This is a genomic window from Streptomyces sp. NPDC107575 (assembly GCF_055657265.1).
On record NZ_JBVKBG010000003.1, the window covers coordinates 1,149,371 to 1,173,334 of the forward strand.

Consider the following 23,964-nt stretch of genomic DNA (forward strand, 5'->3'; position numbering starts at 1 on the left):
TATGTCCGATCAGCGCGGAACGCGAACGACGCCCTCCTGGATGACGGTGATCGCGAGCCGTCCGTCCTGCGTGTAGATCCGCGCCTGACCGAGCCCGCGCCCACCGGACGTGGACGGCGACTCCTGGTCGTACAGCAGCCATTCGTCGGCCCGGAACGGCCGGTGGAACCACATCGCGTGGTCGAGGGACGCGCCCACGACGTCGCCGACGGCCCAGCCGCCCCGCCCGTGGGCGAGCAGCACCGAGTCGAGGAGCGTCATGTCGGAGACGTACGTCGCGAGGCAGACGTGCAGCAACGGATCGTCCGCGAGCTTGCCGCGCGCGCGGAACCAGACCTGGGAGCGCGGCGGCTGCGGGTCGCCGACGAAGGCGAACGGCGGCGCGTCGACGTACCGCAGATCGACCGCCTCACGAGCCTCCAGGAGACGCTGGACGACCTCGGGCTTGAGCACGTCGCCTGCGTACCGCGGCAGCATCTCCTCGGCGGTCGGCAGCGACTCCGGGTCGGGCGCGGGCGGCATGTCGGCCTGGTGGTCGAGCCCCACCTCGTATGTCTGGAAGGACGCGGAGAGGTGGAAGATCGGCTGCCCGTGCTGGACGGCGACGACGCGCCGCGTCGTGAAGGAGCGGCCGTCGCGGATCCGGTCGACGGTGTAGACGATGGGCGCGCCCGGGTCCCCCGCGACCAGGAAGTACGCGTGCAGGGAGTGGGCGTGCCGGTCGGCCGGGACGGTGCGCCCGGCCGCGACCAGCGCCTGGGCCGCCACCTGCCCGCCGAAGACGCGCGGGACGACGGAGGACCGGGACTGGCCGCGGAAGATGTCCTCCTCGATCTGCTCGAGGTCGAGCAGATCGAGGAGGGATTCGAGTGCCTGATGCATGGGATCAGTTGTACCGAGCAAAGATTCTCTGCTGGTTACAGGCCCATGTTCTTCGCGATGATCGACTTCATGATCTCGCTGGTGCCGCCGTAGATGCGGTTCACGCGGTTGTCCGCGTACAGGCGGGCGATCGGGTACTCGTTCATGAACCCGTAGCCGCCGTGCAGCTGGAGGCAGCGGTCGATGACGCGGTGCGCGACCTCGGTGCAGAACAGCTTCGCGGAAGCGGCCTCGGCGGCGCTCAGCTCACCGGCGTCGAGGGCCTCCAGGGCGCGGTCGGCGACGGCCTCGGCCGCGTCCACCTCGGCCTGGCAGGCGGCCAGCTCGAACTTGGTGTTCTGGAACGACGACACGGTCTTGCCGAAGACGGTGCGGTCCTGGACGTACTCCTTGGCGAACTGCACCGCGGCCTTGGCCTGCGCGTACGCGCCGTAGGCGATGCCCCAGCGCTCGGAGGGCAGGTTCTTGCCGAGGTAGTAGAAGCCCTTGTTCTCCTCGCCGAGGAGGTCCTCGACGGGGACCTTCACGTCGACGAACGCCAGCTCGGCCGTGTCGGAGGTCTTGAGGCCGAGCTTGTCGAGCTTGCGGCCGATCGAGTAGCCCTCGGACTTGGTGTCGACGGCGAACAGCGAGATGCCGTGGCGGCGGTCCTCGGCGGTCGGCGCGGCGGTGCGGGCGCAGACGATGACGCGGTCGGCGTGCACGCCGCCGGTGATGAACGTCTTCGAGCCGTTGAGCACGTAGTGCGTGCCGTCGTCGGAGAGCTTGGCCGTGGTCTTCATGCCGGCCAGGTCGGAGCCGGTGCCCGGCTCGGTCATCGCGAGGGCCCACATCTCCTCGCCGGTGACGAACTTCTCCAGGTAGCGCTTCTTCTGCTCGTCGGTGGCGAGCATCTTGAGGTACGGGAGCGCGAGAAGGACGTGCACGCCCGAACCGCCGAAGGAGACGCCCGCGCGGGCGGTCTCCTCGTACTGGATGGCCTCGAACTTGTGGGTGTCGAGCCCGGCGCCGCCGAACTCCTCCGGCACGTTGATGCCGAAGAGGCCCAGGTCGGCCATCTTCGAGTAGAGCTCGCGCGGCACGATGCCCTGCTGGAACCACTCGTCGTAGTGGGGGACGACCTCGGCCTCGATGAAGGCGCGCAGGGTCTCCCGGAACGCCTCGTGGTCCTCATCAAAAACGGTACGGCGCACGGAGAACTCTCCCTCTACGACGAGTGTGCGGACGATGGCAGGCGACTAAGCGCTTGCTCAGAGGCAGGTTACCCGCGAGTCGCGAGGAGCGTCCAGAGATACAGGTCACTCCGCGGCAGCCGCCGACCTCACTCTGCGGCAGCCGCCGCGAACGCGCCACGCGCCAACTTGTGCAGCATCCCCGCCGTCGCCGTCCGGCTCGGCAGCGAGCTCGGGCGGCTCAGGTGCGGCGTCGAGTTCAGCAGCCCGAAGACCGCGTGCACGGCCACGCGCGCATGCGCCTCCACCAGCTCCGGGTAGACCTTGCGCACGGCCTCCACCCACAGCTCCACGTACTGGCGCTGGAGCTGGCGCACCAGCTTGCGGTCGCTGTCGCGCAGCCGGTCCAGCTCCCGGTCGTGCAGCGTGATCAGGTCGCGATCGTCGAGCGCGAAGTCGATGTGCCCCTCGATGAGCGAGTCGAGCAGCGCCTCGGGGCCGTGCTCCGCCTCGGCGACCCGCCGCTTGCCGCCGGTCAGGAGCTGCCCGCTGATCCCGACCAGCAGCTCGGCGAGCATCGCGTCCTTGCCGGCGAAGTGCCGGTACAGGCCGGGGCCGCTGATGCCGACCGCCGCCCCTATCTCGTCCACGCCCACGCCGTGGAACCCGCGCTCGGCGAAGAGCCGCGCGGCCTCCCTGAGGATCTGCTCGCGGCGGGTGGGGGCGTCGGTTCTCGTGGCCATGAAGCAATTCTAGACAGGGAGGTTAGCGAGCGTTAACCTGACGTCAGACGGTTAACGCTCATTAACTTTCTGGTACGGGCAAGGGGGCTCGAAGCCATGCAGGAGGCACCGGAGCTGACGAGCGCGGCGGAGCCCGCTTCGGAGGCCTGGCGGGCCAATGAGGCGGCGCACCGGGCGCTCGGCGAGGAGCTGCGCGCCAAGCTGGCCGCGGCCCGGCTCGGCGGCGGCGAGAAGGCGCGGGCGCGGCACACCGCGCGCGGCAAGCTGCTGCCGCGCGACCGGGTGGACGCGCTGCTCGACCCCGGCTCCCCGTTCCTGGAGCTGGCGCCGCTGGCGGCGGACGGGATGTACGAGGGGCAGGCCCCGGCGGCCGGGGTGATCGCCGGAATCGGCCGGGTCAGCGGCCGCGAGTGCGTGATCGTGGCCAATGACGCCACGGTCAAGGGCGGCACGTACTACCCGATGACGGTGAAGAAGCACCTGCGCGCGCAGGAGGTGGCCCTGGAGAACCGGCTGCCGTGCGTCTACCTGGTGGACTCGGGCGGCGCGTTCCTGCCGATGCAGGACGACGTGTTCCCGGACCGCGAGCACTTCGGGCGGATCTTCTACAACCAGGCGCGGATGTCCGGCGCGGGCATCCCGCAGATCGCGGCGGTCCTCGGTTCGTGCACGGCGGGCGGGGCGTACGTCCCGGCGATGAGCGACGAGGCGGTGATCGTCCGCAACCAGGGCACGATCTTCCTGGGCGGCCCGCCGCTGGTGAAGGCGGCCACGGGCGAGGTGGTGACGGCCGAGGAGCTGGGCGGCGGCGAGGTCCACTCGCGGGTCTCGGGCGTCACCGACCACCTCGCGGAGGACGACGCGCACGCGCTGCGGATCGTCCGCACGATCGTCTCGACGCTGCCGGAGCGCGGCCCGCTGCCGTGGGCCGTGAAGGCGGCCATCGAGCCGAAGGTCGACCCGGCGGGGCTCTACGGCGCGGTGCCGGTCGACTCGCGGACCCCGTACGACGTGCGGGAGGTCATCGCGCGCGTGGTGGACGGTTCGCGGTTCGCGGAGTTCAAGTCCGAGTACGGGCAGACGCTGATCACCGGGTTCGCGCGGATCCACGGCCACCCGGTCGGCATCGTCGCGAACAACGGCATCCTGTTCGCCGAATCCGCCCAGAAGGGCGCCCACTTCATCGAGCTGTGCGACCAGCGCGGCATCCCGCTGCTCTTCCTCCAGAACATCTCGGGCTTCATGGTCGGCAAGGACTACGAGGCGGGCGGCATCGCCAAGCACGGCGCCAAGATGGTCACGGCGGTGGCCTGCACGCGCGTGCCGAAGCTGACCGTGGTGATCGGCGGCAGTTACGGCGCGGGGAACTACTCGATGTGCGGCCGGGCGTACTCGCCGCGCTTCCTGTGGATGTGGCCCGGCGCGAAGATCTCCGTGATGGGCGGCGAGCAGGCCGCCTCGGTGCTCGCGACCGTCAAGCGCGACCAGATGGAGGCGCGCGGCGAGGAGTGGGCGGCCGAGGACGAGGACGCCTTCAAGGCCCCGATCCGCGCCCAGTACGAGTCGCAGGGCAACGCCTACTACGCGACGGCCCGGCTCTGGGACGACGGCGTGATCGACCCGATGGAGACCCGCCAGGTCCTCGGCCTGGCCCTGACCGCGTGTGCCAACGCGCCGCTGCCGGAGAAGTCCGCCGGCTTCGGCGTCTTCCGGATGTGAGGGGCGGACCAGACGTGTTCGAGACGGTACTTGTGGCCAACCGCGGCGAGATCGCGGTGCGCGTCATCCGTACGCTGCGGGCGCTCGGCATCCGCTCCGTGGCCGTGTACAGCGACGCCGACGCGGACGCGCGCCATGTGCGCGAGGCGGACGAGGCGGTGCGCATCGGCCCTCCGGCGGCCACCGAGAGCTATCTGGTGGCGGAGCGGCTGATCGAGGCCGCGGCGGCGACCGGCGCGCAGGCGGTGCACCCGGGCTACGGATTCCTCGCGGAGAACGCGGAGTTCGCGCGGGCCTGCGAGGAGGCGGGCCTCGTCTTCATCGGCCCGCCCGCCGAGGCGATCGCCCTGATGGGCGACAAGATCCGCGCCAAGGAGACGGTGAGCACGGCCGGCGTCCCGGTGGTACCGGGCGGCCGCGACCCGGAACTGGCCGAGGCGGCCCGGAAGTTGGGCGCCCCCGTCCTCCTGAAGCCGAGCGCGGGCGGCGGCGGCAAGGGCATGCGGCTCGTCCGCGACCTGACGACGCTGGAGGAGGAGATCGCGGCCGCCCGGCGCGAGGCGCGGACCTCCTTCGGCGACGACACGCTCCTCGTGGAGCGCTGGATCGACCGCCCACGCCACATCGAGATCCAGGTCCTGGCGGACGGCCACGGGAACGTGGTGCACCTGGGAGAGCGCGAGTGCTCCCTCCAGCGCCGCCACCAGAAGATCGTCGAGGAGGCGCCCTCGGTGCTGCTCGACGAGGCCACGCGCGCGGCGATGGGCGCGGCGGCCGTCGAGGCGGCGCGCTCCTGCGGCTACCGGGGCGCGGGCACCGTGGAGTTCATCGTGCCGGGCGACGACCCGGCGGCGTACTGCTTCATGGAGATGAACACGCGCCTCCAGGTCGAGCACCCGGTGACCGAGCTGGTCACCGGCGTCGACCTGGTGGAGTGGCAGGTCCGGGTCGCGGCGGGCGAGCAACTGCCCTTCGCCCAGGACGACATCACGCTCACCGGCCACGCGGTGGAGGCCCGCCTCTGCGCGGAGGACCCGGCGCGCGGCTTCCTCCCCTCCGGCGGCACGGTCATCGCACTGCACGAACCCGAGGGCGAGGGCGTCCGGGTCGACTCGGGCCTCACCGAGGGCACGGAGGTCTCCAGCCTCTACGACCCGATGCTCGCGAAGATCATCGCGTACGGCCCCGACCGGGACACGGCGCTGCGCAGGCTGCGGGCGGCGCTCGCACGCACGGTGACGCTGGGCGTGCCGACGAACGCCGGATACCTGCGGCGCCTGCTGGCCCACCCGGACGTTGTGGCAGGCGAGTTGGACACCGGCCTGGTGGAGCGCGCGACGGACGAGCTGGTCGACGCGGAGGTCCCGGCGGGGGTCTACGCGGCGGCGGGCGTGCTGCGCCAACAGGCCCTGGAGCCCACGGGGAGTGGCTGGACGGACCCGTTCGACCGGCCGTCCGGCTGGCGGCTCGGCGGCGAACCGGCGTGGACCGTGCACCCCCTGAAGGCCGCGGGCCACGACCCGGTCGAGGTCCGGGTGCGCGGCACCGAGGTCCTGGTCGACGGCGTGCCGACCGCCCCCGCCCGCCTCACCGCGACCGCGGGCGACTGGCTGGCGCGTGAGGGCGACGCCTGGCACGTACGGGACCACGACCCGGTGGCGGCGCATCTGACCGGGTCCGGGGCCGGCGGCGCGGGCTCCCTGACGGCGCCGATGCCCGGCACGGTGACGGTGGTGAAGGTCGCCGTGGGCGACCAGGTGACCGCGGGGCAGAGCCTGTTGGTGGTGGAGGCGATGAAGATGGAACACGTGATCACGTCCCCGCACGCGGGCACGGTGAGCGAGCTGGACGTGTCACCGGGGACGACGGTGGCGATGGACCAGGTGCTGGCCGTCGTCGCACCGGCGGAGACCGAGGACGGCGGGGAGGCCACGCGATGAGCACCCCGCTCCCCATGGTCGTCCCCACCCAGGACCTCCCGGCCCGCGTCCGGATCCACGAGGTGGGCGCGCGGGACGGGCTGCAGAACGAGAAGCGGGCCGTCCCCACCGAGGTGAAGGCGGAGTTCATCCACCGCCTGGCGCGCGCAGGCCTCACGACGATCGAGGCGACGAGCTTCGTGCACCCCAAGTGGGTGCCCCAACTGGCGGACGCGGAGGACCTGTTCCCACGCGTACAGGACATCGAGGGAGTCCACCTCCCCGTCCTCGTACCGAACGGACGCGGCCTGGACCGGGCCCTGGCCCTCGGGGCGGACCGCGTCGCCGTGTTCGCCAGCGCCACCGAGTCCTTCGCCAAGGCGAACCTGAACCGCACGGTGGCGGAGTCCCTCGCCGTGTTCGAACCGGTGGTGGCGCGCGCGAAGGAGTCGCGGGCGCACGTCCGCGGCTACCTCTCCATGTGCTTCGGCGACCCGTGGGAGGGCCTGGTCCCGGTCCACCAGGTCGTCTCCGTCGCCAAGTCCCTGATGGACATGGGCTGCGACGAGCTGAGCCTCGGCGACACCATCGGCGTGGCCACACCAGGACACGTACAGACGCTGCTCGCGGAGCTGAACGAGGAGGGAGTGCCGACGAACGCGATCGGCGTGCACTTCCACGACACGTACGGCCAGGCGCTCGCCAACACCCTGGCGGCGCTGCAGCACGGCGTGACGACGGTGGACGCCTCCGCGGGCGGCCTCGGCGGCTGCCCGTACGCGAAGAGCGCCACCGGCAATCTCGCCACCGAGGACCTCGTCTGGATGCTGCGCGGACTCGGCATCGAGACCGGGGTCGACCTCGGCCTTCTCACCGACACCAGCAGGTGGATGGCCGGACACCTGGGCCGACCCAGCCCGTCCCGCACCGTTCGCGCCCTCGCACCCGAGGCCGACGCCGATACCCATGCCGATCCCGGCCAGGAGCAGTGAGGCAGTCATGGATCACCACCTCTCCCCCGAGCACGAGGAACTCCGGCGCACCGTCGAGGAGTTCGCGCACGACGTCGTCGCCCCGAAGATCGGCGACTTCTACGAGCGGCACGAGTTCCCCTACGAGATCGTCCGCGAGATGGGCCGCATGGGCCTGTTCGGGCTGCCGTTCCCCGAGGAGTACGGCGGCATGGGCGGCGACTATTTGGCGCTCGGCATCGCCCTGGAGGAGCTGGCGCGCGTCGACTCCTCGGTCGCGATCACCTTGGAGGCCGGGGTCTCGCTCGGCGCGATGCCGCTCCACCTCTTCGGCACGGAGGAGCAGAAGCGGGAGTGGCTGCCGAGGCTGTGCGCGGGCGAGATCCTGGGCGCGTTCGGGCTGACCGAACCCGAGGCGGGCTCGGACGCGGGAGGCACCCGCACCACGGCCGTCCGGGACGAGGAGACCGGCGACTGGATCATCAACGGCACGAAGTGCTTCATCACCAACTCCGGTACGGACATCACGGGTCTGGTGACGGTGACCGCGGTGACCGACCGCACGGCGGACGGCCGACCGGTGATCTCCTCGATCATCGTCCCGTCCGGGACGCCGGGCTTCACGGTGGCGGCGCCGTACTCGAAGGTGGGGTGGAACGCGTCGGACACGCGCGAGCTGCACTTCGACGACGTACGGGTGCCGGCCGCGAACCTGCTGGGGACGGAGGGCCGGGGCTTCGCCCAGTTCCTGCGGATCCTCGACGAGGGGCGCGTCGCGATCTCGGCGCTCGCCACGGGGCTCGCGCAGGGCTGCGTCGACGAGTCGGTGAAGTACGCCAAGGAGCGCCAGGCGTTCGGGCGGGCCATCGGCGGCTACCAGGCGATCCAGTTCAAGATCGCCGACATGGAGATGAAGGCGCACACGGCGCGGCTCGCCTGGCGGGACGCGGCGTCGCGGCTGGTGTCCGGGGAGCCGTTCAAGAAGGAGGCGGCGCTGGCGAAGCTGTACTCGTCGACGGTGGCGGTGGACAACGCGCGCGAGGCGACCCAGATCCACGGCGGCTACGGCTTCATGAACGAGTACCCGGTCGCCCGCATGTGGCGCGACTCCAAGATCCTGGAGATCGGCGAGGGCACGAGCGAGGTGCAGCGCATGCTGATCGCGCGGGAGCTGGGCCTGACCAGTTAGAGCCGGGTCGGCCCTATCAAGCCCCTCCGGCGATTGAGGAGCGGGGTATGGGGCAGAGCCCCAATCTTTTGAGCTTGAGATACCTGCCGCAGGGGCTTGATTAAAACCGGGGAACTTAGGTTAACCTACCCTGAGTTTCGCCCCACCCGGTCGCCGCCATGGCACATCCGAAAGTTGCCCGTCATGCCCAACGCCCGACTGTCCCGCCCCACCCGCCGCGGCATACTCGCCGCGACCGGCGCCATCGGCCTCGGGGCCGCGCTCGCCGCCTGCGGCGACGGCGGCTCCAAAGACGGCGGCTCCAGCTCGGCGGGTGCCGCGAAGAAGTCCGGCCCCTGGTCGTACAAGGACGACCGCGGCAAGACCGTGAAGCTGGACAAGGTGCCGACGGAGATCGTCGCCTTCACCGGCATGGGCGCCGCCCTCTACGACTACGGCATCCAGGTCAAGGGCGTCTTCGGCCCGACCACCACGAAGGGCGGCAAGCCCGACGTCCAGGCCGGCGACATGCCCGTCGACAAGGTCACGGTCATCGGCAACGAGTGGGGCCAGTTCAACATCGAGAAGTACGCGGGGCTCGCCCCCCAGGTACTGATCACCACGATCTTCGACGGCGCGGGCACCCTCTGGTACGTCCCGGAGGAGTCCGCCAAGAAGGTCGCCAAGCTCGCCCCGAGCGTCGGCATCTCCGTCTACGACCGCCAGCTGACGACCCCGCTGGAGCACGTCTACAAGCTGGCCGAGTCGCTCGGCGCCGACCTGAAGGCCGACAAGGTCGTCAAGGCCAAGAAGCGCTTCGAGGACGCCGCGGCCCGGCTGCGCAAGGCGGCCAAGGCCAACCCCGACATCAAGGTCCTCGCGGGCAGCGCGAGCCCCGACATCTTCTACGTCTCGGGCACGAACCTCTCCATCGACCTGGAGTACTTCAAGGCGCTCGGCGTGAACTTCGTGGAGCCCTCGGAGGCCGCGAAGAAGGCGTCCGGCGGCTGGTTCGAGAACCTGAGCTGGGAGAACGTCAACAAGCACAAGGCCGACATCATCATGATGGACGACCGCGCCCAGGCGATTCAGCCCGCCGACATCGACGAGCCGACCTGGAAGAAGCTGCCGGCGGTCAAGGCCGGCCAGGTCATCGCCCGCTCCCCCGAGCCGATCCTCTCCTACGACAAGTGCGCTCCCATGCTGGAGAACCTCGCGAAGGCCATCGAGACGGCGAAGAAGGTGTCCTGATCCCATGACGACGACGGCCGAAGCCCCCGCTGTTGCCCCCTTCCGATTCTTCGATCTGCAAGTGGTCCGCACGCGGCGGCTCGGCCCGTCGCTCCTCAGGGTCACTTTCACCGGGCCCGAGCTCGCCGCCTTCCACGGCGGCGGCCGGGACCAGTCCCTCTCCCTCTTCCTGCCGCACCCGGGCCAGGACGCCCCCGTGCTCCCGCCGGTCATCCCCGGCGACGACGGCCGCGGCTGGCACACCGCCTACCGGGCGATCCCGGACGACGAGCGCGCGATCATGCGCTCGTACACGCTGAGCGGCCAGCGCCGCTTCCCCGCGGAGGAAGTCGACATCGACTTCGTGCTGCACGACGACGACCCGTCGACCTCGGGCCCCGCCTGCCGCTGGGCCCGCGCCGCGGCCCCCGGCGACCGTGCCGTCGTGCTCGGCCCGGCGATCGCCGACAACGCCGCGGTGCGCTGCCGCCCACAGGACGACTTCGACCAGATCCTCATGTGGGGCGACGAGACGGCGCTCCCCGCCGCGCTCGGCGTGCTCGCCTGGCTGCCCGAACACGTCTCGGCGCACGTGTACTTGGAGGTTCCGCACCGCGCGGACATCCAGCCGATCATCACGCTCGCGGACGTCCAGGTGACCTGGCTGGTCCGCGACGAGGGCGCGCCCTCCGTGGTGGACGCGGTGCGCGCGGCCCGGCTCCCCGAGGCCACAAGTCCGTACGCCTGGCTGGCCGGTGAGGCCGGAACCATGAAGGAGCTGCGGCGGCACCTGGTGCGCGAGCGCGGCTACGACAAGCGTGCGGTGACGTTCGTCGGCTACTGGCGGCGCGGCCTGAGCGAGGACGCGCTGCGGGCGGCGTAACACCACCGCCCACAGCACCCACAACAGAACATTCCAGCCATTCCAGCCACAGAACAGGGGGCGGGGTCGCGAGCCGAAGTTAGGTTAGGCTAACCTAATCGAAGGGTTCGCGACCTCGCCCTTTTTCCTGCCCCACCCGGGAACCACCCCACCCCACCCGGAGGAACCGTTCATGCGCTCGCACCTGCTCAATGACACCACCGCGGAGTTGTACCGCAGCTCCGTGACCGAGGGAGTCGAGCGGGTGGCGGCCAAACTCGCCACCACCACAAGGCCGTTCACCGGCGTCACTCCCGACGCTCTCGCCCCCACCGTCGACGCCGTCGATCTGGACGAGCCGCTCCAGGACACCATCGCCGCCCTGGACGAGCTGGAGGACGTCTACCTCCGCGACGCCGTCTACTTCCACCACCCCCGCTATCTCGCCCACCTCAACTGCCCGGTCGTCATCCCGGCCGTGCTCGGCGAGGCGATCCTCGCCGCGGTCAACTCCTCGCTCGACACCTGGGACCAGTCCGCGGGCGGCACGCTCATCGAGCGCAAGCTCATCGACTGGACCACCGGACGGATCGGCCTCGGCCCCGCGGCCGACGGCGTGTTCACCTCCGGCGGCTCGCAGTCCAACCTTCAGGCCCTGCTGCTCGCCCGGGAGGAGGCCAAGTCGAAGGACCTGGCCACACTCCGCGTCTTCGCCTCCGAGGTCAGCCACTTCAGCGTCAAGAAGTCCGCGACGCTGCTCGGCCTCGACCCGGAGGCGGTCGTCTCGATCCCCGTCGACCGCGAGAAGCGCATGCAGACCGTGGCCCTCGCCGCCGAGCTGCAGCGCTGCCGCGAGGAGGGCCTCGTCCCGATGGCCGTCGTCGCCACCGCGGGGACGACCGACTTCGGCTCCATCGACCCGCTCCCCGAGATCGCCGAGCTGTGCGCCCAGTACGACACGTGGATGCACGTCGACGCCGCGTACGGCTGCGGACTGCTCGTGTCGAACAAGAACCGCGAGCGGCTCGACGGCATCGAGCGCGCCGACTCGGTCACCGTCGACTACCACAAGTCGTTCTTCCAGCCCGTGAGTTCGAGCGCGATCCTGGTCCGCGACGGCGCCACCCTGCGGCACGCCACGTACCACGCGGAGTACCTCAACCCGCGGCGCACGGTCGCCGAGCGGATCCCCAACCAGGTCGACAAGTCCCTGCAGACCACGCGCCGCTTCGACGCGCTCAAGCTGTGGCTGACGCTGCGCGTGATGGGCGCCAAGGGCATCGGCTCCCTCTTCGACGAGGTCTGCGACCTGGCGTACGAGGGCTGGCAGCTGCTCGCCGCCGACCCGCGCTTCGACGTGGTCGTGGAGCCGAGCCTGTCCACGCTCGTCTACCGCTACATCCCGGCCGACGCCACCGACCCCGCGGAGATCGACCGCGCCAACCTGCACGCCCGCAAGGCCCTGTTCGCCTCCGGTGACGCCGTCGTCGCGGGCACCAAGGTGGGCGAGCGCCAGTACCTGAAGTTCACCCTGCTCAACCCCGAGACGACGCTCGCCGACATCCGAGCCGTCCTCGACCTCATCGCCGGCCACGCCGAGCAGTACCTGGGAGACACCCTTGACCGCGCATCCTGACCGAACGAACGAGACGGCGAAGAACACCGTGTACGACTTCATCGGGATCGGGCTCGGCCCCTTCAACCTCGGCCTCGCCGCGCTCACCGAGCCGATCGACGAGCTGACCGGCCTGTTCATCGAGTCCAAGCCGGACTTCGAGTGGCACTCGGGCATGTTCCTCGACGGCGCGCACCTCCAGACCCCGTTCATGTCGGACCTGGTGACGCTCGCCGATCCCACCTCGCCGTACTCCTTCCTCAACTACCTGAAGGAATCGGGGCGCCTTTACTCGTTCTACATCCGCGAGAACTTCTATCCGCTGCGCGTCGAGTACAACGACTACTGCCGCTGGACGGCCGCCAAGCTGTCGTCCATCCGCTTCTCGACGACCGTCACCGAGGTCCACTACGACGAGGCGGCCGAGGTCTACCTCGTGCACACCGACAAGGGCGAGACCCACCGGGCCCGCCGCCTGGTCCTCGGCACCGGCACCCCGCCGTACGTCCCCGAGGCCTGCCAGGGGCTCGGCGGCGACGGCGTCATCCACAACTCCCGCTACGTGCAGCACAAGGAGCAGCTCCAGAAGAAGAAGTCGATCACGCTGGTCGGCTCCGGGCAGTCCGCCGCCGAGATCTACTACGACCTCCTCAGCGAGATCGACGTGCACGGCTACCGGCTGAACTGGGTGACGCGCTCGCCGCGCTTCTTCCCGCTGGAGTACACCAAGCTCACGCTGGAGATGACGTCCCCGGACTACATCGACTACTTCCACGCGCTGCCCGAGCAGAAGCGCTACTCCCTTGAGGAGCGGCAGAAGGGCCTGTTCAAGGGCATCGACGGTGAGCTGATCGACGCCATCTTCGACCTGCTCTACCAGAAGGGTCTGAACGGCCCGGTCCCGACGCGGCTGCTCACCAACTCCGCGCTGCGCACGGCGACTCACGACAACGGCACGTACACCCTCGGCCTGCACCAGGAGGAGCAGGACAAGGAGTTCGAGCTCGAGACCGAGGGCCTGATCCTCGCCACCGGCTACAAGTACGCCACCCCCGCCTTCCTGGAGCCGGTCAAGGACCGCATCCGCTGGGACGGCCGGGGCCGCTACGACGTCGCCCGCAACTACTCGATCGACACCACGGGCCGCGGCATCTTCCTGCAGAACGCGGGCGTGCACACCCACTCGATCACCAGCCCGGACCTGGGCATGGGCGCCTACCGCAACAGTTACATCATCGGCGAGCTGCTCGGCACCGAGTACTACCCCGTCGAGAAGACCATCGCGTTCCAGGAGTTCGCAGCATGAGCAACACGAGCACCACGAAAAGCACCGTAGGGAAACTGACCCTCCGGCCGGTCGACCCCCAGGGTGACGCCGAGCTGCTGCACCGCTGGGTCACCGACCCCAAGGCCGCGTTCTGGCTGATGCAGGACGCCAAGCTGCAGGACGTCGAGCGCGAGTACATGTCGATCGCGGCACACGAGCACCACGACGCCTTCCTCGGCCTGCACGACGGCGAGCCCGCGTTCCTGATGGAGCGCTACGACCCCCGGTACGTCGAGCTGGTCGGCCTGTACGATCCCGAGCCCGGCGACATCGGCATGCACTTCCTCACCGCGCCCTCGGACGTCCGGATACCGGGCTTCACGCGCGCCGTGATCACCACGGTGATGGAGCACCTGTTCGCCGACCCGTCGGTGAACCGCGTCGTCGTCGAGCCCGACGTCGGCAACAAGGCAGTGCACGCCCTGAACGAGGCCGTCGGCTTCGTCCCCGAGCGTGAGATCGACAAGCCCGAGAAGAAGGCGCTGCTGAGCTTCTGCACGCGCGCCCAGTTCGAAGCGGCAACGGGAAGGACGACCGCAGCATGACCATCGCCGACGCCGCCACCCACCTCTCCCCCGAGCGCTGGGCCGAGGCCAACCGCCTCCTCATCCGCAAGGCCCTGGCCGAGTTCAGCCACGAGCGGCTCCTCATACCCGAGGCCGCCACGGGCCCCGACCGGTACTCCGTCCTCAGCGACGACGGCCTGACCCGCTACGAGTTCACCGCGCGCCGACTGCGCCTGGACCACTGGCAGGTCTCCGCCGACTCGATCACCCGCCACCGCGACGGCGCCGAACTCCCGCTGAACGCCCTGCAGTTCTTCATCGAGCTGAAGGACAGCCTGGGCCTGAGCGACTCGACCCTCCCGGTCTACCTGGAGGAGATCTCCTCCACGCTCTCCGGCACCTGCTTCAAACTGACGAAGCCGTACGTCGACTCCGCCGAACTCGCCGCCACCGGCGACTTCCAGGCGATTGAGACGGGCATGACCGAGGGCCACCCGTGCTTCGTCGCGAACAACGGCCGGCTCGGCTTCGGCGTCCACGAGTACCTCTCGTACGCCCCCGAGACCGCGAGCCCCGTCCGCCTCGTCTGGCTGGCGGCGAGCCGCGAGCGCGCGGCCTTCACGGCGGGCACGGGCCTCGACTACGAGTCGTTCCTCCGCGCCGAGCTGGGCGACGGGACGATCGCACGCTTCGACACGGTCCTGCGCGACAAGGGCCTCGACCCCGCCGACTACCTCCTCATCCCCGCCCACCCGTGGCAGTGGTGGAACAAGCTCTCCGTCACGTTCGCCGCCGAGGTCGCGCAGCAGAACCTGGTGTGCCTGGGCGAGGGCGACGACGAGTACCTGGCGCAGCAGTCGATCCGCACGTTCTTCAACAAGAGCGAGCCGGCCAAGCACTACGTGAAGACGGCCCTCTCGGTCATCAACATGGGCTTCATGCGCGGCCTTTCGGCGGCGTACATGGAGGCGACGCCTGCGATCAACGACTGGCTCGCGAACCTCATCGAGAACGACGAGGTGCTCAAGGAGACCGGCCTGACGATCATCCGCGAGCGCGCGGCCGTCGGCTACCGGCACCTGGAGTACGAGGCCGCCACCGACCGCTACTCGCCGTACCGCAAGATGCTGGCGGCGCTGTGGCGCGAGTCCCCGGTGAACTCGCTCGGCGAGGGCGAGCGCCTGGCGACCATGGCGTCCCTCCTGCACGTGGACCGCGAGGGCAGGTCCTTCGCGGGCGCCCTGATCGAACGCTCGGGCCTGACCCCCCGCGAGTGGCTGAAGCCGTACCTGAAGTCGTACCTCACCCCGCTCCTCCACAGCTTCTACGCCTACGACCTGGTGTTCATGCCGCACGGCGAGAACGTCATCCTGGTCCTGGACGAGCAGGGCGTCGTCAAGCGGTCGATCTTCAAGGACATCGCCGAGGAGATCGCGGTGATGGACATGGACGCGGTCCTGCCGCCCGCCGTGGAGCGGATCAAGGCCGAGGTCCCCGACGACATGAAGCTCCTGTCGATCTTCACGGACGTCTTCGACTGCTTCTTCCGCTTCCTCGCGGCGAACCTCGTCGAGGACGGCGTCGTGGACGAGGAGACGTTCTGGTCGGCGGTCGCGGACTGCGTGCGCGACTACCAGGAGTCGATGCCCCAACTGGCGGAGAAGTTCGAGCGGTTCGACATGTTCGCCCCGCACTTCTCGCTCTCCGCCCTCAACCGCCTCCAGCTGCGCAACAACGAGCAGATGGTCGACCTGGCGGACCCGTCGGGCGCCCTGCAGCTGGTGGGCGACCTGGAGAACCCCATCGCGTAACGGGGTTTGGCCGGTCCTGTGGACCAGGGGCTCGGGAGACGGTCCTCCCGAGCCCCTTTCCCGTACGAGAATGTGGGCATGGCGGAAATCATCCAGCGCGACGGCACGTGGACGTATCTCGGGGACACGCTGCGGCTCGTGCCGGGCCGTGACAAGGGTGTCAGCCCGCTCCGCAAGGCGCTGGGCGAGCTGACGGTGCCGCTGACGGCGCTGGCGGGCGCGTCCTTCGAGCAGGGCAAGAAGACGGGCCGGCTGCGCCTGCGCCTGCGCGACGGCGCCGACCCCCTGCTCCAGGCGACCGGCGGCAAGCTGTCCGACACCGCGGACCCGTACCAGCTCACCGTCGAATCGGACCGCTACGGCGTCGCCGAGTACTTCGTGGACGAGGTGCGCAACGCGCTGCTCCTGGACGAGGTCCCCGCCACGCCGTGCTCCTCCTACCTCCTGCCCGGCCCCGCCGTGCCGCTGTCCGTCTCCGCGGGGGACGGCACGGCGAGCTTCGACGGGGAGCGCGTGCGCCTGGAGTGGAACTGGAAGACCGAGGAGGCGAAGTCCTCCGCGGGCACGCGGGTGCTCGCGCTCGCCGACATCGCGGCCGTCGAGTGGCAGCCGGCCATCGGCCTGGAGAACGGCTGCCTGCGCTTCACGGTCCGCTCGTCCCCGACGAAGGCGCCACCGAAGTACGACCCCAACTCCATCGAACTGTGGGGCTTCAAGAAGGACCCGCTGATGGCCCTCGTGGCGGCTGCGGTCCAGGCCCGCCTCCCCCACACAGCCCCGCCCCCGGCCCTGGAGGAGACCCCGCCTCCCCCACAGCCCCCGACGGAGGACGACCACGACGCCCTCCTCCGCCGCCTCCGCGAACTCGGCGACCTCCACCACCAGGGGGTCCTGACCGAGGAGGAGTTCACCCTGGCGAAGTCGGCGGTGCTGAAGCGACTTTCAAGCCCCTCCGGCGATTGAGGAGCGGGGTCCGGGGCAGAGCCCCGCGACCGCAACCCCTACGCCCGCACCTTCCGAGCGACCACGAACCGGTCGACCTCGGCCCCCGTCTCCGCCAGCCCCCGAACCGTCAGCTTCGCCGTCCGCCCCACCGGCGCCGGCTCCACATCGACCCGCAGGAACGAATAGTTGGTGTACCGCACCCGCGACCAGTCCACCGTGACGTCCTTCTTGCCACCCTCCTGCGTCACGTACGAGGCGAACGGATCGACCTCCTTCTCGTGCCCCTCGTACGAGTCCTCGACCGGGAACTCGTAGAGCCCCTTGCCCGCCGCGCCGGCGGTGACGTACACGACGCCGTCCGACTCCGGGTACGCCGTGCCCCCGATCGGCAGCTCCTTGGTCACCTTGTCGCCCTTGAGCACGTCCGTGCGCTCGTACACGTGGTTGTGCCCGTTGATCACGAGGTCGACCGTGTACTTCTCGAACAACGGCACCCACTCCTTGCGCACCCCGCCCTCGGAGGCGTGCGCGGTGGCGGTGCAGTAGGCGCAGTGGTGGAAGAACACCACAACGAAGTCGATCCCGGACCCGGGCGCCCGGAACTTCCTCAACTGCCGCTCGAACCAGGTGGTCTGGGTCCCCCCGCTCACCCCCAGATTCGCCGGAATCTCGTACGACACGTCGTTCGCGTCGAGCGAGACGACGGCCGTGTTGCCGTGCACGAACGAGTAGGCGCCCGGCAGGTTCTTCGGGTCGGGCCCGTTGCGCGGCGGGGCGAACCGGGCCTCCTGGCTGCCGTACCCGTTCGGCGAGTACCAGGCCTCCATGTCGTGATTGCCGTACGACACCATCCACGGCACGGACTTGGCGACGGTCTCGGTCTGCGCGAGGAACAGGTCCCAGGTCCGCGCGTCGAACGTGTCGCTGGTCTTCCCCTGCCCGGAGGGATCCGCGTACGCGATGTCGCCCGCATGCAGGTGGAAGGACGGGCCCTGCGCGAGGATCAGGCTGTCGTTGGCGAGCGCGTGGTAGCTGACGCCCTGGTCGCCGAAGGCGGTGAACGTGAACGGCTGCGAACGGGCGGGCGCGGTCGTGAACGTGCCGATGGTGCCCGCGAAGCGCGGCGACGCCGGGTCGAAGCCCTGGTGGCCGACGCCGTAGTAGTACGTCCTGCCGGGCTTGAGGTGGGTCAGCTTGGCGTGCACGTAGTACTGGGTGTGGTCGGCGCTGGTCCCGACGCCCGCCGGGGTGTACAGCGCGCGCAGCTCGGCCGGGATCTTTCGCGACAGCTCACCGGCACTGGACCCGACCCGGATGAACGGGTCCTTCACCGCGACCGGCACCTGCCAGGAGACGGTCATCTCGGTGCGCGCGTCGTCGCCGTACGACAGGTGCCGTCCGAAGGGCGCGACGAGCGCACCGTCGACGGCCTCCGCGGCGGCCGCCGGGGCCCTGGTGGTCGCGGCGCTCGCGGCCCCCGGCACGAATACCCCGCCCGCGACCGCGCCGAGCGTGACGGCCCCGCCGCGCATCACGGTCCGCCGCGAGAACCGGCTGCGCAGATACTCGTGCTGCTCGGCGAGCGACCGATCGGCGAGCTCGGCGGGTACGCCCATACGTGGAATGTCCATGCCCGGAAAGATGCTTGAGGCACCTATCCACCAGGGATACACCAGGTGAACACGGCCACAAGCAAGCCACACATAAAAGCCCGCCGGCGATTGAGGCGCTCTTCAAGCCCCTGCGGCGATTGAGCAGCGGGGTCCGGGGCAGAGCCCCGCGACGTCAACCACGACCACCCGAGCGAACTCCTGCCCGATATCGGGCAGGATTCTTGCAAAACCCACCCGCACCCCCGAGGATCGGCTCGTGCACGAGGACCTGATCGACCACCTGACACGCAGCACCGCCCTGACTCGGGGCGAGGCACTGCGGGTGATCCAGGACGTGCTCGCCTACTTCGACGAGTCGACGGAGGACTACGTCCGCCGCCGACACCGCGAACTCCAGGGTCAGGGCCTGGTGAACGCGGAGATCTTCGAGCGGATCCTGGCGGATCTGCGCTACCGGGCGGTGTCGCCGCCGGAGCTCTCCCTCCGCCAGCTGCGCCGCATCGTCTACGGCTGAGGGGAATCTCAACACTTATGTGCGGAATCGTCGGTTACATCGGCAAGCGTGACGTCGCGCCGCTCCTCCTGGAAGGGCTGCAGCGCCTGGAGTACCGGGGCTACGACTCGGCGGGCGTGGTCATCACCAGCCCCAAGGCCACCGGCCTGAAGATGGTCAAGGCCAAGGGCCGGGTGCGCGACCTGGAGGCCAAGGTCCCGGCCCGCTTCAAGGGCACCACGGGCATCGCCCACACTCGCTGGGCCACGCACGGCGCCCCCTCCGACGAGAACGCGCACCCGCACATGTCGTCCGACGACAAGGTCGCGGTCGTCCACAACGGCATCATCGACAACGCCTCCGACCTGCGCGCCAAGCTGACCGCCGAGGGCGTCGAGTTCAGCTCGGAGACGGACACCGAGGTCCTCACCCACCTCATCGCCCGTTCCCAGCACACGGACCTGGAGGACAAGGTCCGTGACGCGCTGCACCTGATCGAGGGCACGTACGGCATCGCGGTCGTGCACGCCGACTTCCCGGACCGCATCGTCGTCGCGCGCAACGGCTCGCCGGTCGTCCTCGGCATCGGCGACAAGGAGATGTTCGTCGCCTCGGACATCGCCGCGCTGATCACCCACACCCGCCAGATCGTCACGCTGGACGACGGCGAGATGGCCACGCTGAAGGCCGACGACTTCCGCACGTACACCACGGCCGGCACCCGCACCGCGAACGAGCCGACCACCGTGGACCTCGAGGCCGCCTCCTTCGACATGGGCGACCACGACACGTACATGCACAAGGAGATCTCCGAGCAGGCCGACGCCGTGGACCGCGTGCTGCGCGGCCGCATCGACGACCGCTTCTCCACGGTGCACCTGGGCGGCCTCAACCTGGACGCCCGCGAGGCCCGCACAGTCCGCCGCGTGAAGATCCTCGGCTGCGGCACCTCGTACCACGCGGGTCTGATCGGCGCCCAGATGATCGAGGAGCTGGCCCGCATCCCCGCGGACGCCGAGCCGGCCTCCGAGTTCCGCTACCGCAACCCGGTCGTCGACCCCGACACCCTCTACATCGCGGTCTCCCAGTCCGGCGAGACGTACGACGTACTGGCCGCGGTCCAGGAGCTGAAGCGCAAGGGCGCCCGCGTCTTCGGCGTCGTGAACGTCGTCGGCTCGGCCATCGCGCGTGAGTCCGACGCGGGCGTGTACGTCCACGCGGGCCCCGAGGTCTGCGTCGTCTCGACCAAGTGCTTCACCAACACCACGGTCGCCTTCGCCCTGCTCGCCCTGCACCTCGGCCGGATCCGCGACCTCTCGGTCGCCGACGGCAAGCGGATCATCGAGGGCCTGCGCAAGCTCCCGGCCCAGATCACCGAGATCCTGGAGCAGGAGGCGGAGATCAAGAAGATCGCCGAGGAGTACGCGGACGCCCGCTCGATGATGTTCATCGGCCGCGTCCGTGGCTACCCGGTGGCCCGCGAGGCGTCCCTGAAGCTCAAGGAGGTCTCGTACATCCACGCCGAGGCCTACCCGGCCTCCGAGCTGAAGCACGGCCCGCTGGCCCTCATCGAGCCCGCGCTCCCGACGGTGGCGATCGTCCCGGACGACGACCTCCTGGAGAAGAACCGCGCCGCGATGGAGGAGATCAAGGCCCGCTCCGGCCGCATCCTCGCGGTCGCCCACCAGGAGCAGGAGAAGGCCGACCGCACGATCGTCGTCCCGAAGAACGAGGACGAGCTGGACCCGATCCTGATGGGCATCCCGCTCCAACTCCTCGCCTACCACACGGCCTTGGCCCTCGGCCGCGACATCGACAAGCCCCGCAACCTGGCGAAGTCGGTCACGGTCGAGTAGGTACAGCTCGAGCCGACACAAACGGGCCCCGTACGCGCCACCATGCGCACGGGACCCGTTTTCGAGAGGGCCGGGGCCGCCCATTGCCCCGGCCCTTGGCCGTCGACCGGCGGCCGTCACCCGCCGGTCATCAGCCCGCCCAGCATCTTCCAGCGACCCGTATTTACCCTTCACAAGGGCACAAAGCACCTCTACGCGAGAGTAGATTTATCCAGCGGCGGGAAATTCGACGCCCACTCAACTCCCGGCCCCCCGCGGGGACTTACGGGATGACGATGACGGGCCGCTGCGCGCGCCGCGCAAGCCGCCCCGCGACCGAGCCGAAGATCCGCCCGACGAGCCCGTGGGTCGAGCCCACGACGATCGCGTCGGCCGAGTACTCGTGCCCGACCTCCTCCAGCTCGTGGCAGATGTCGCCACCGCGCTCGACGAGGATCCAGGGCACCTCGGACAGATACTCCGCACAGGCCAGTTCGAGCCCCAGGACCTCCGTGCGGTGATCCGGCACGTCCACGAACACGGGCGGCTCGCAGCCCGCCCACACCGTGGTGGGCAGCCGGTTGGCCACATGGACGATGATCAGCCCCGAGCCCGAACGGTGGGCCATGCCGATCGCGTACGCCAGCGCCCGCTCGCTCGACGTCGAGCCGTCGAAACCGACGACGACACCGTGCTTGAAAGCGGGATCACAGGCTTGACGTGTCTCTTCCGCCGCTCGGGGCGTCGCCGTGGGGTCGGCGACCTGCCGCTTGCGGTCCGCGGGTTCGGGGATTTCGTGACCGGCCATGAGTGTCTCGGCGTGTACCTCGTGGGCCTCTAAAGAGGGGACGACAACTGATCGGCGGAGCTGTGTCCGGGAATCATCTTCCCAACCCCATACCCCCAAGGGTACGGCGACACTCCTCCTCTGCCCAGACTCTGATTCCGGGCCCCAGAGCTGCGCCTTCTTCGTCGATGGTCTCGCTCCGCCGCGTTCAGGGGAGCATGCACGAGGGGCGACCGTATGGCAATGGTTGCTGCCCCGTACAGGCGGTTTGCGCACTCAACTGGGCGTCTGCCCTCCCCCGACGAAGTGACCTGGGCCGGTCGGCGGCGTTGAACTCGCGTACCGAAGACACAGGGAGCGCTCAGTGCCCGGACCGACCCCCGACCGGCGACCCAGCGCCGCGCCCCACCACGACACACCCCTGCCCGCCCGCTGGGCCGCCTTCAGCTGTGTCCTGGTTCCGCTCGTACTCGTCTGGTACGGCTCGTCCGCCGCGGGCGCCGGCGGCGCGGCCCTGGGCCTCGCGGCGATCACCGCGGCGTGCCGGCTGCTCCTTCGCCAGTCGGAACGCGGGGCTGCACAGTTGCACAGTGAACAATGCGGCGCGCATCGTGTTCAGTGCGACGGAAGCGGATCGCAAACGCGGGACGGCGGCCGCCGGGCCGGGTGGGATACGCCGGTTGGCTGACCGGTTTCAACGCGGCGCTCCGATAATTTTCAGCCAACTTGGGCCAGTGGGCCTTCCCTTGCGTTCCGCCTCCCCCAACCCCCTTGTCACCAGGGCGGAAACCACGTCCAAAAGCGCTTCCGCCCTACGGGGACCGGCCACGGAGTTGAGGCCCACTTCCCAGCAACGCCCCTGAGTGCGACGCTTCGTGATCGAATGCTTCACGCCAAGTTGCCATGTCGACAATCTGTCAGGTTCTTAACTGGTCACGACGGCACCATGGGACGCAGTAGATTCGATCATGACTGTCTGATCTGAAGGCGGCGGGGGACTTCGTGCATCACCGAGGGGAAACGTGCAGGAGCGAACAACCCGTCAAAATATTGAGGGAGCCGGGATCACCGAGGGGGGCTTAGCAGCATGAGCCACGACGCCACCACCGCGCCGGAGGCGGCGGCTCGCAAGCTGTCGGGGCGCCGCCGACGAGAGATCGTCGCGGTGCTGCTGTTCAGCGGCGGACCCATCTTCGAGAGTTCCATTCCACTCTCCGTGTTCGGGATCGACCGACAGGACGCGGGAGTTCCGCGCTATCGATTGCTCGTGTGCTCGGGCGAAGAGGGACCCCTGAGGACCACGGGGGGACTCGAGCTCACCGCGCCGCACGGGCTCGAGGCGATATCGCGAGCGGGCACGGTCGTCGTGCCCGCCTGGCGGTCCATCACTTCTCCGCCACCGGAGGAGGCGCTGGACGCCCTGCGCCGCGCCCACGAGGAGGGCGCGCGCATCGTCGGCCTGTGCACGGGAGCCTTCGTGCTCGCCGCGGCGGGCCTGCTGGACGGCCGTCCGGCGACCACGCACTGGATGTACGCGCCGACGCTCGCCAAGCGCTACCCGTCGGTCCATGTGGACCCGCGCGAGCTCTTCGTGGACGACGGCGACGTACTGACGAGCGCCGGCACGGCGGCCGGTATAGACCTGTGCCTGCACATCGTGCGCACGGACCACGGAAACGAGGCGGCCGGGGCGCTCGCCCGCCGCCTGGTGGTCCCGCCCCGCCGCAGCGGCGGGCAGGAGCGCTATCTCGACCGGTCGCTGCCGGAGGAGATCGGCGCCGACCCGCTGGCCGAGGTCGTCGCCTGGGCGCTGGAGCATTTACACGAACAGTTCGACGTGGAGACGCTGGCCGCCCGCGCCTATATGAGCCGCCGCACCTTCGACCGCCGCTTCCGGTCGCTGACGGGGTCCGCCCCGCTCCAGTGGCTGATCACGCAGCGGGTGCTGCAGGCCCAGCGGCTCCTGGAGACCTCCGACTACTCGGTCGACGAGGTGGCGGGCCGCTGCGGCTTCCGCTCCCCCGTCGCGCTGCGCGGGCACTTCCGGCGCCAGCTCGGCTCGTCGCCCGCCGCGTACCGGGCCGCCTACCGGGCGCGCAGGCCGCAGCAGGGCGAGGGGCAGGGCAAGCCGGAGAAGCCCGACAGGCCGGTGGAGCTCACGGGTGTGCCGGGCGGCGAGGGGGCACCGGTCCCCGCGCAGTCGCGGCGCACGGCTGCCGCGAACGCGCTCGGTCCGCCGGCGGCCTCGATGCCGACGGGCCACTCGGGACTCCCGGGCCCGCGCACGGTTTCGTAGCCCCGGGACGCGGCACCGGGCACAGGAGCCGACGCCCGTCGTCTGCCAGTGAGAAGGTCGGACCCGTAGG

Annotated in this window: 19 protein-coding genes; 14 read left to right on the forward strand and 5 right to left on the reverse strand. The window is 70.0% G+C overall.

Annotation, left to right across the window (positions count from 1 at the left end; all coding sequences use genetic code 11):
* Positions 1 to 9: 9 nt before the first annotated feature.
* The 3 genes from ACZ7L4_RS18365 to ACZ7L4_RS18375 all read right to left on the reverse strand — a co-directional run bounded on the left by ACZ7L4_RS18365 (position 10) and on the right by ACZ7L4_RS18375 (position 2,797).
* On the reverse strand, positions 10 to 882 hold the full coding sequence (locus ACZ7L4_RS18365) for an acyl-CoA thioesterase (RefSeq protein WP_472103661.1): 873 nt from the start codon (positions 880 to 882) through the stop codon (positions 10 to 12).
* Between the two features lie 35 nt (positions 883 to 917).
* Positions 918 to 2,075 carry an acyl-CoA dehydrogenase family protein gene (locus ACZ7L4_RS18370; RefSeq protein WP_450814277.1) on the reverse strand — a complete coding sequence of 386 codons (1,158 nt, stop codon included), beginning with the start codon at positions 2,073 to 2,075 and terminating at the stop codon, positions 918 to 920.
* A gap of 128 nt (positions 2,076 to 2,203) precedes the next feature.
* A complete protein-coding gene (locus tag ACZ7L4_RS18375; protein WP_450814276.1) occupies positions 2,204 to 2,797 on the reverse strand; it encodes an SACE_7040 family transcriptional regulator in 594 nt (197 codons plus the stop codon).
* Positions 2,798 to 2,893: 96 nt separating this feature from the next.
* Between ACZ7L4_RS18375 and ACZ7L4_RS18380 the strand changes: the two genes are divergently transcribed.
* From ACZ7L4_RS18380 to ACZ7L4_RS18430, 11 genes are all read left to right on the forward strand, one after another.
* Complete coding sequence (locus ACZ7L4_RS18380; protein ID WP_472103664.1) at positions 2,894 to 4,516, forward strand: carboxyl transferase domain-containing protein; 1,623 nt, start codon at positions 2,894 to 2,896, stop codon at positions 4,514 to 4,516.
* A gap of 14 nt (positions 4,517 to 4,530) precedes the next feature.
* The gene (locus ACZ7L4_RS18385) at positions 4,531 to 6,456 is read left to right on the forward strand and encodes an acetyl/propionyl/methylcrotonyl-CoA carboxylase subunit alpha (RefSeq protein WP_472103666.1); all 1,926 of its coding nucleotides are present in this window, start codon (positions 4,531 to 4,533) and stop codon (positions 6,454 to 6,456) included.
* Positions 6,453 to 7,427, forward strand: coding sequence for a hydroxymethylglutaryl-CoA lyase (locus ACZ7L4_RS18390; RefSeq protein WP_472103668.1), 975 nt, complete (start codon positions 6,453 to 6,455; stop codon positions 7,425 to 7,427). The genes ACZ7L4_RS18385 and ACZ7L4_RS18390 overlap by 4 nt, the downstream gene beginning before the upstream one ends.
* Positions 7,428 to 7,434: 7 nt before the next feature.
* On the forward strand, positions 7,435 to 8,595 hold the full coding sequence (locus ACZ7L4_RS18395) for an acyl-CoA dehydrogenase family protein (RefSeq protein ID WP_472103669.1): 1,161 nt from the start codon (positions 7,435 to 7,437) through the stop codon (positions 8,593 to 8,595).
* A gap of 183 nt (positions 8,596 to 8,778) precedes the next feature.
* A complete protein-coding gene (locus tag ACZ7L4_RS18400) occupies positions 8,779 to 9,825 on the forward strand; it encodes an ABC transporter substrate-binding protein (RefSeq protein WP_472103672.1) in 1,047 nt (348 codons plus the stop codon).
* Positions 9,826 to 9,829: 4 nt separating this feature from the next.
* The gene (locus tag ACZ7L4_RS18405) at positions 9,830 to 10,687 is read left to right on the forward strand and encodes a siderophore-interacting protein (protein ID WP_472103674.1); all 858 of its coding nucleotides are present in this window, start codon (positions 9,830 to 9,832) and stop codon (positions 10,685 to 10,687) included.
* Between the two features lie 172 nt (positions 10,688 to 10,859).
* A complete protein-coding gene (desA, locus tag ACZ7L4_RS18410; protein WP_472103676.1) occupies positions 10,860 to 12,302 on the forward strand; it encodes a lysine decarboxylase DesA in 1,443 nt (480 codons plus the stop codon).
* Positions 12,286 to 13,587 (forward strand): lysine N(6)-hydroxylase/L-ornithine N(5)-oxygenase family protein, encoded by a 1,302-nt coding sequence (locus tag ACZ7L4_RS18415; RefSeq protein WP_472103678.1) that lies wholly within the window; start codon positions 12,286 to 12,288, stop codon positions 13,585 to 13,587. The genes desA and ACZ7L4_RS18415 overlap by 17 nt, the downstream gene beginning before the upstream one ends.
* Positions 13,584 to 14,153 (forward strand): GNAT family N-acetyltransferase, encoded by a 570-nt coding sequence (locus ACZ7L4_RS18420; protein WP_472103680.1) that lies wholly within the window; start codon positions 13,584 to 13,586, stop codon positions 14,151 to 14,153. The genes ACZ7L4_RS18415 and ACZ7L4_RS18420 overlap by 4 nt, the downstream gene beginning before the upstream one ends.
* Positions 14,150 to 15,925 carry an IucA/IucC family protein gene (locus ACZ7L4_RS18425; RefSeq protein ID WP_472103682.1) on the forward strand — a complete coding sequence of 592 codons (1,776 nt, stop codon included), beginning with the start codon at positions 14,150 to 14,152 and terminating at the stop codon, positions 15,923 to 15,925. The genes ACZ7L4_RS18420 and ACZ7L4_RS18425 overlap by 4 nt, the downstream gene beginning before the upstream one ends.
* A 78-nt stretch (positions 15,926 to 16,003) precedes the next feature.
* The gene (locus ACZ7L4_RS18430; protein WP_472103683.1) at positions 16,004 to 16,888 is read left to right on the forward strand and encodes a DUF4429 domain-containing protein; all 885 of its coding nucleotides are present in this window, start codon (positions 16,004 to 16,006) and stop codon (positions 16,886 to 16,888) included.
* A gap of 38 nt (positions 16,889 to 16,926) precedes the next feature.
* Here ACZ7L4_RS18430 and ACZ7L4_RS18435 read toward each other — a convergent pair whose 3' ends face one another.
* Entirely contained in the window at positions 16,927 to 18,501 is a 1,575-nt protein-coding gene (locus ACZ7L4_RS18435; protein ID WP_472103684.1) for a purple acid phosphatase family protein, read from the reverse strand.
* A 238-nt stretch (positions 18,502 to 18,739) separates the two neighbouring features.
* Here ACZ7L4_RS18435 and ACZ7L4_RS18440 point away from each other — a divergent pair, with 238 nt between their 5' ends.
* The gene (locus ACZ7L4_RS18440) at positions 18,740 to 18,997 is read left to right on the forward strand and encodes a hypothetical protein (protein WP_450814259.1); all 258 of its coding nucleotides are present in this window, start codon (positions 18,740 to 18,742) and stop codon (positions 18,995 to 18,997) included.
* Between the two features lie 17 nt (positions 18,998 to 19,014).
* The gene (gene glmS / locus ACZ7L4_RS18445; protein WP_472103686.1) at positions 19,015 to 20,832 is read left to right on the forward strand and encodes a glutamine--fructose-6-phosphate transaminase (isomerizing); all 1,818 of its coding nucleotides are present in this window, start codon (positions 19,015 to 19,017) and stop codon (positions 20,830 to 20,832) included.
* A gap of 262 nt (positions 20,833 to 21,094) precedes the next feature.
* Here the strand turns inward: glmS and ACZ7L4_RS18450 are convergent, their stop codons facing one another.
* Positions 21,095 to 21,619 carry a universal stress protein gene (locus ACZ7L4_RS18450; protein ID WP_326014974.1) on the reverse strand — a complete coding sequence of 175 codons (525 nt, stop codon included), beginning with the start codon at positions 21,617 to 21,619 and terminating at the stop codon, positions 21,095 to 21,097.
* Between the two features lie 1,066 nt (positions 21,620 to 22,685).
* On the opposite strand from ACZ7L4_RS18450, the gene ACZ7L4_RS18455 reads away from it, so the two are divergent.
* The gene (locus ACZ7L4_RS18455; RefSeq protein WP_472103689.1) at positions 22,686 to 23,894 is read left to right on the forward strand and encodes a GlxA family transcriptional regulator; all 1,209 of its coding nucleotides are present in this window, start codon (positions 22,686 to 22,688) and stop codon (positions 23,892 to 23,894) included.
* The last annotated feature ends 70 nt before the right edge of the window (positions 23,895 to 23,964 follow it).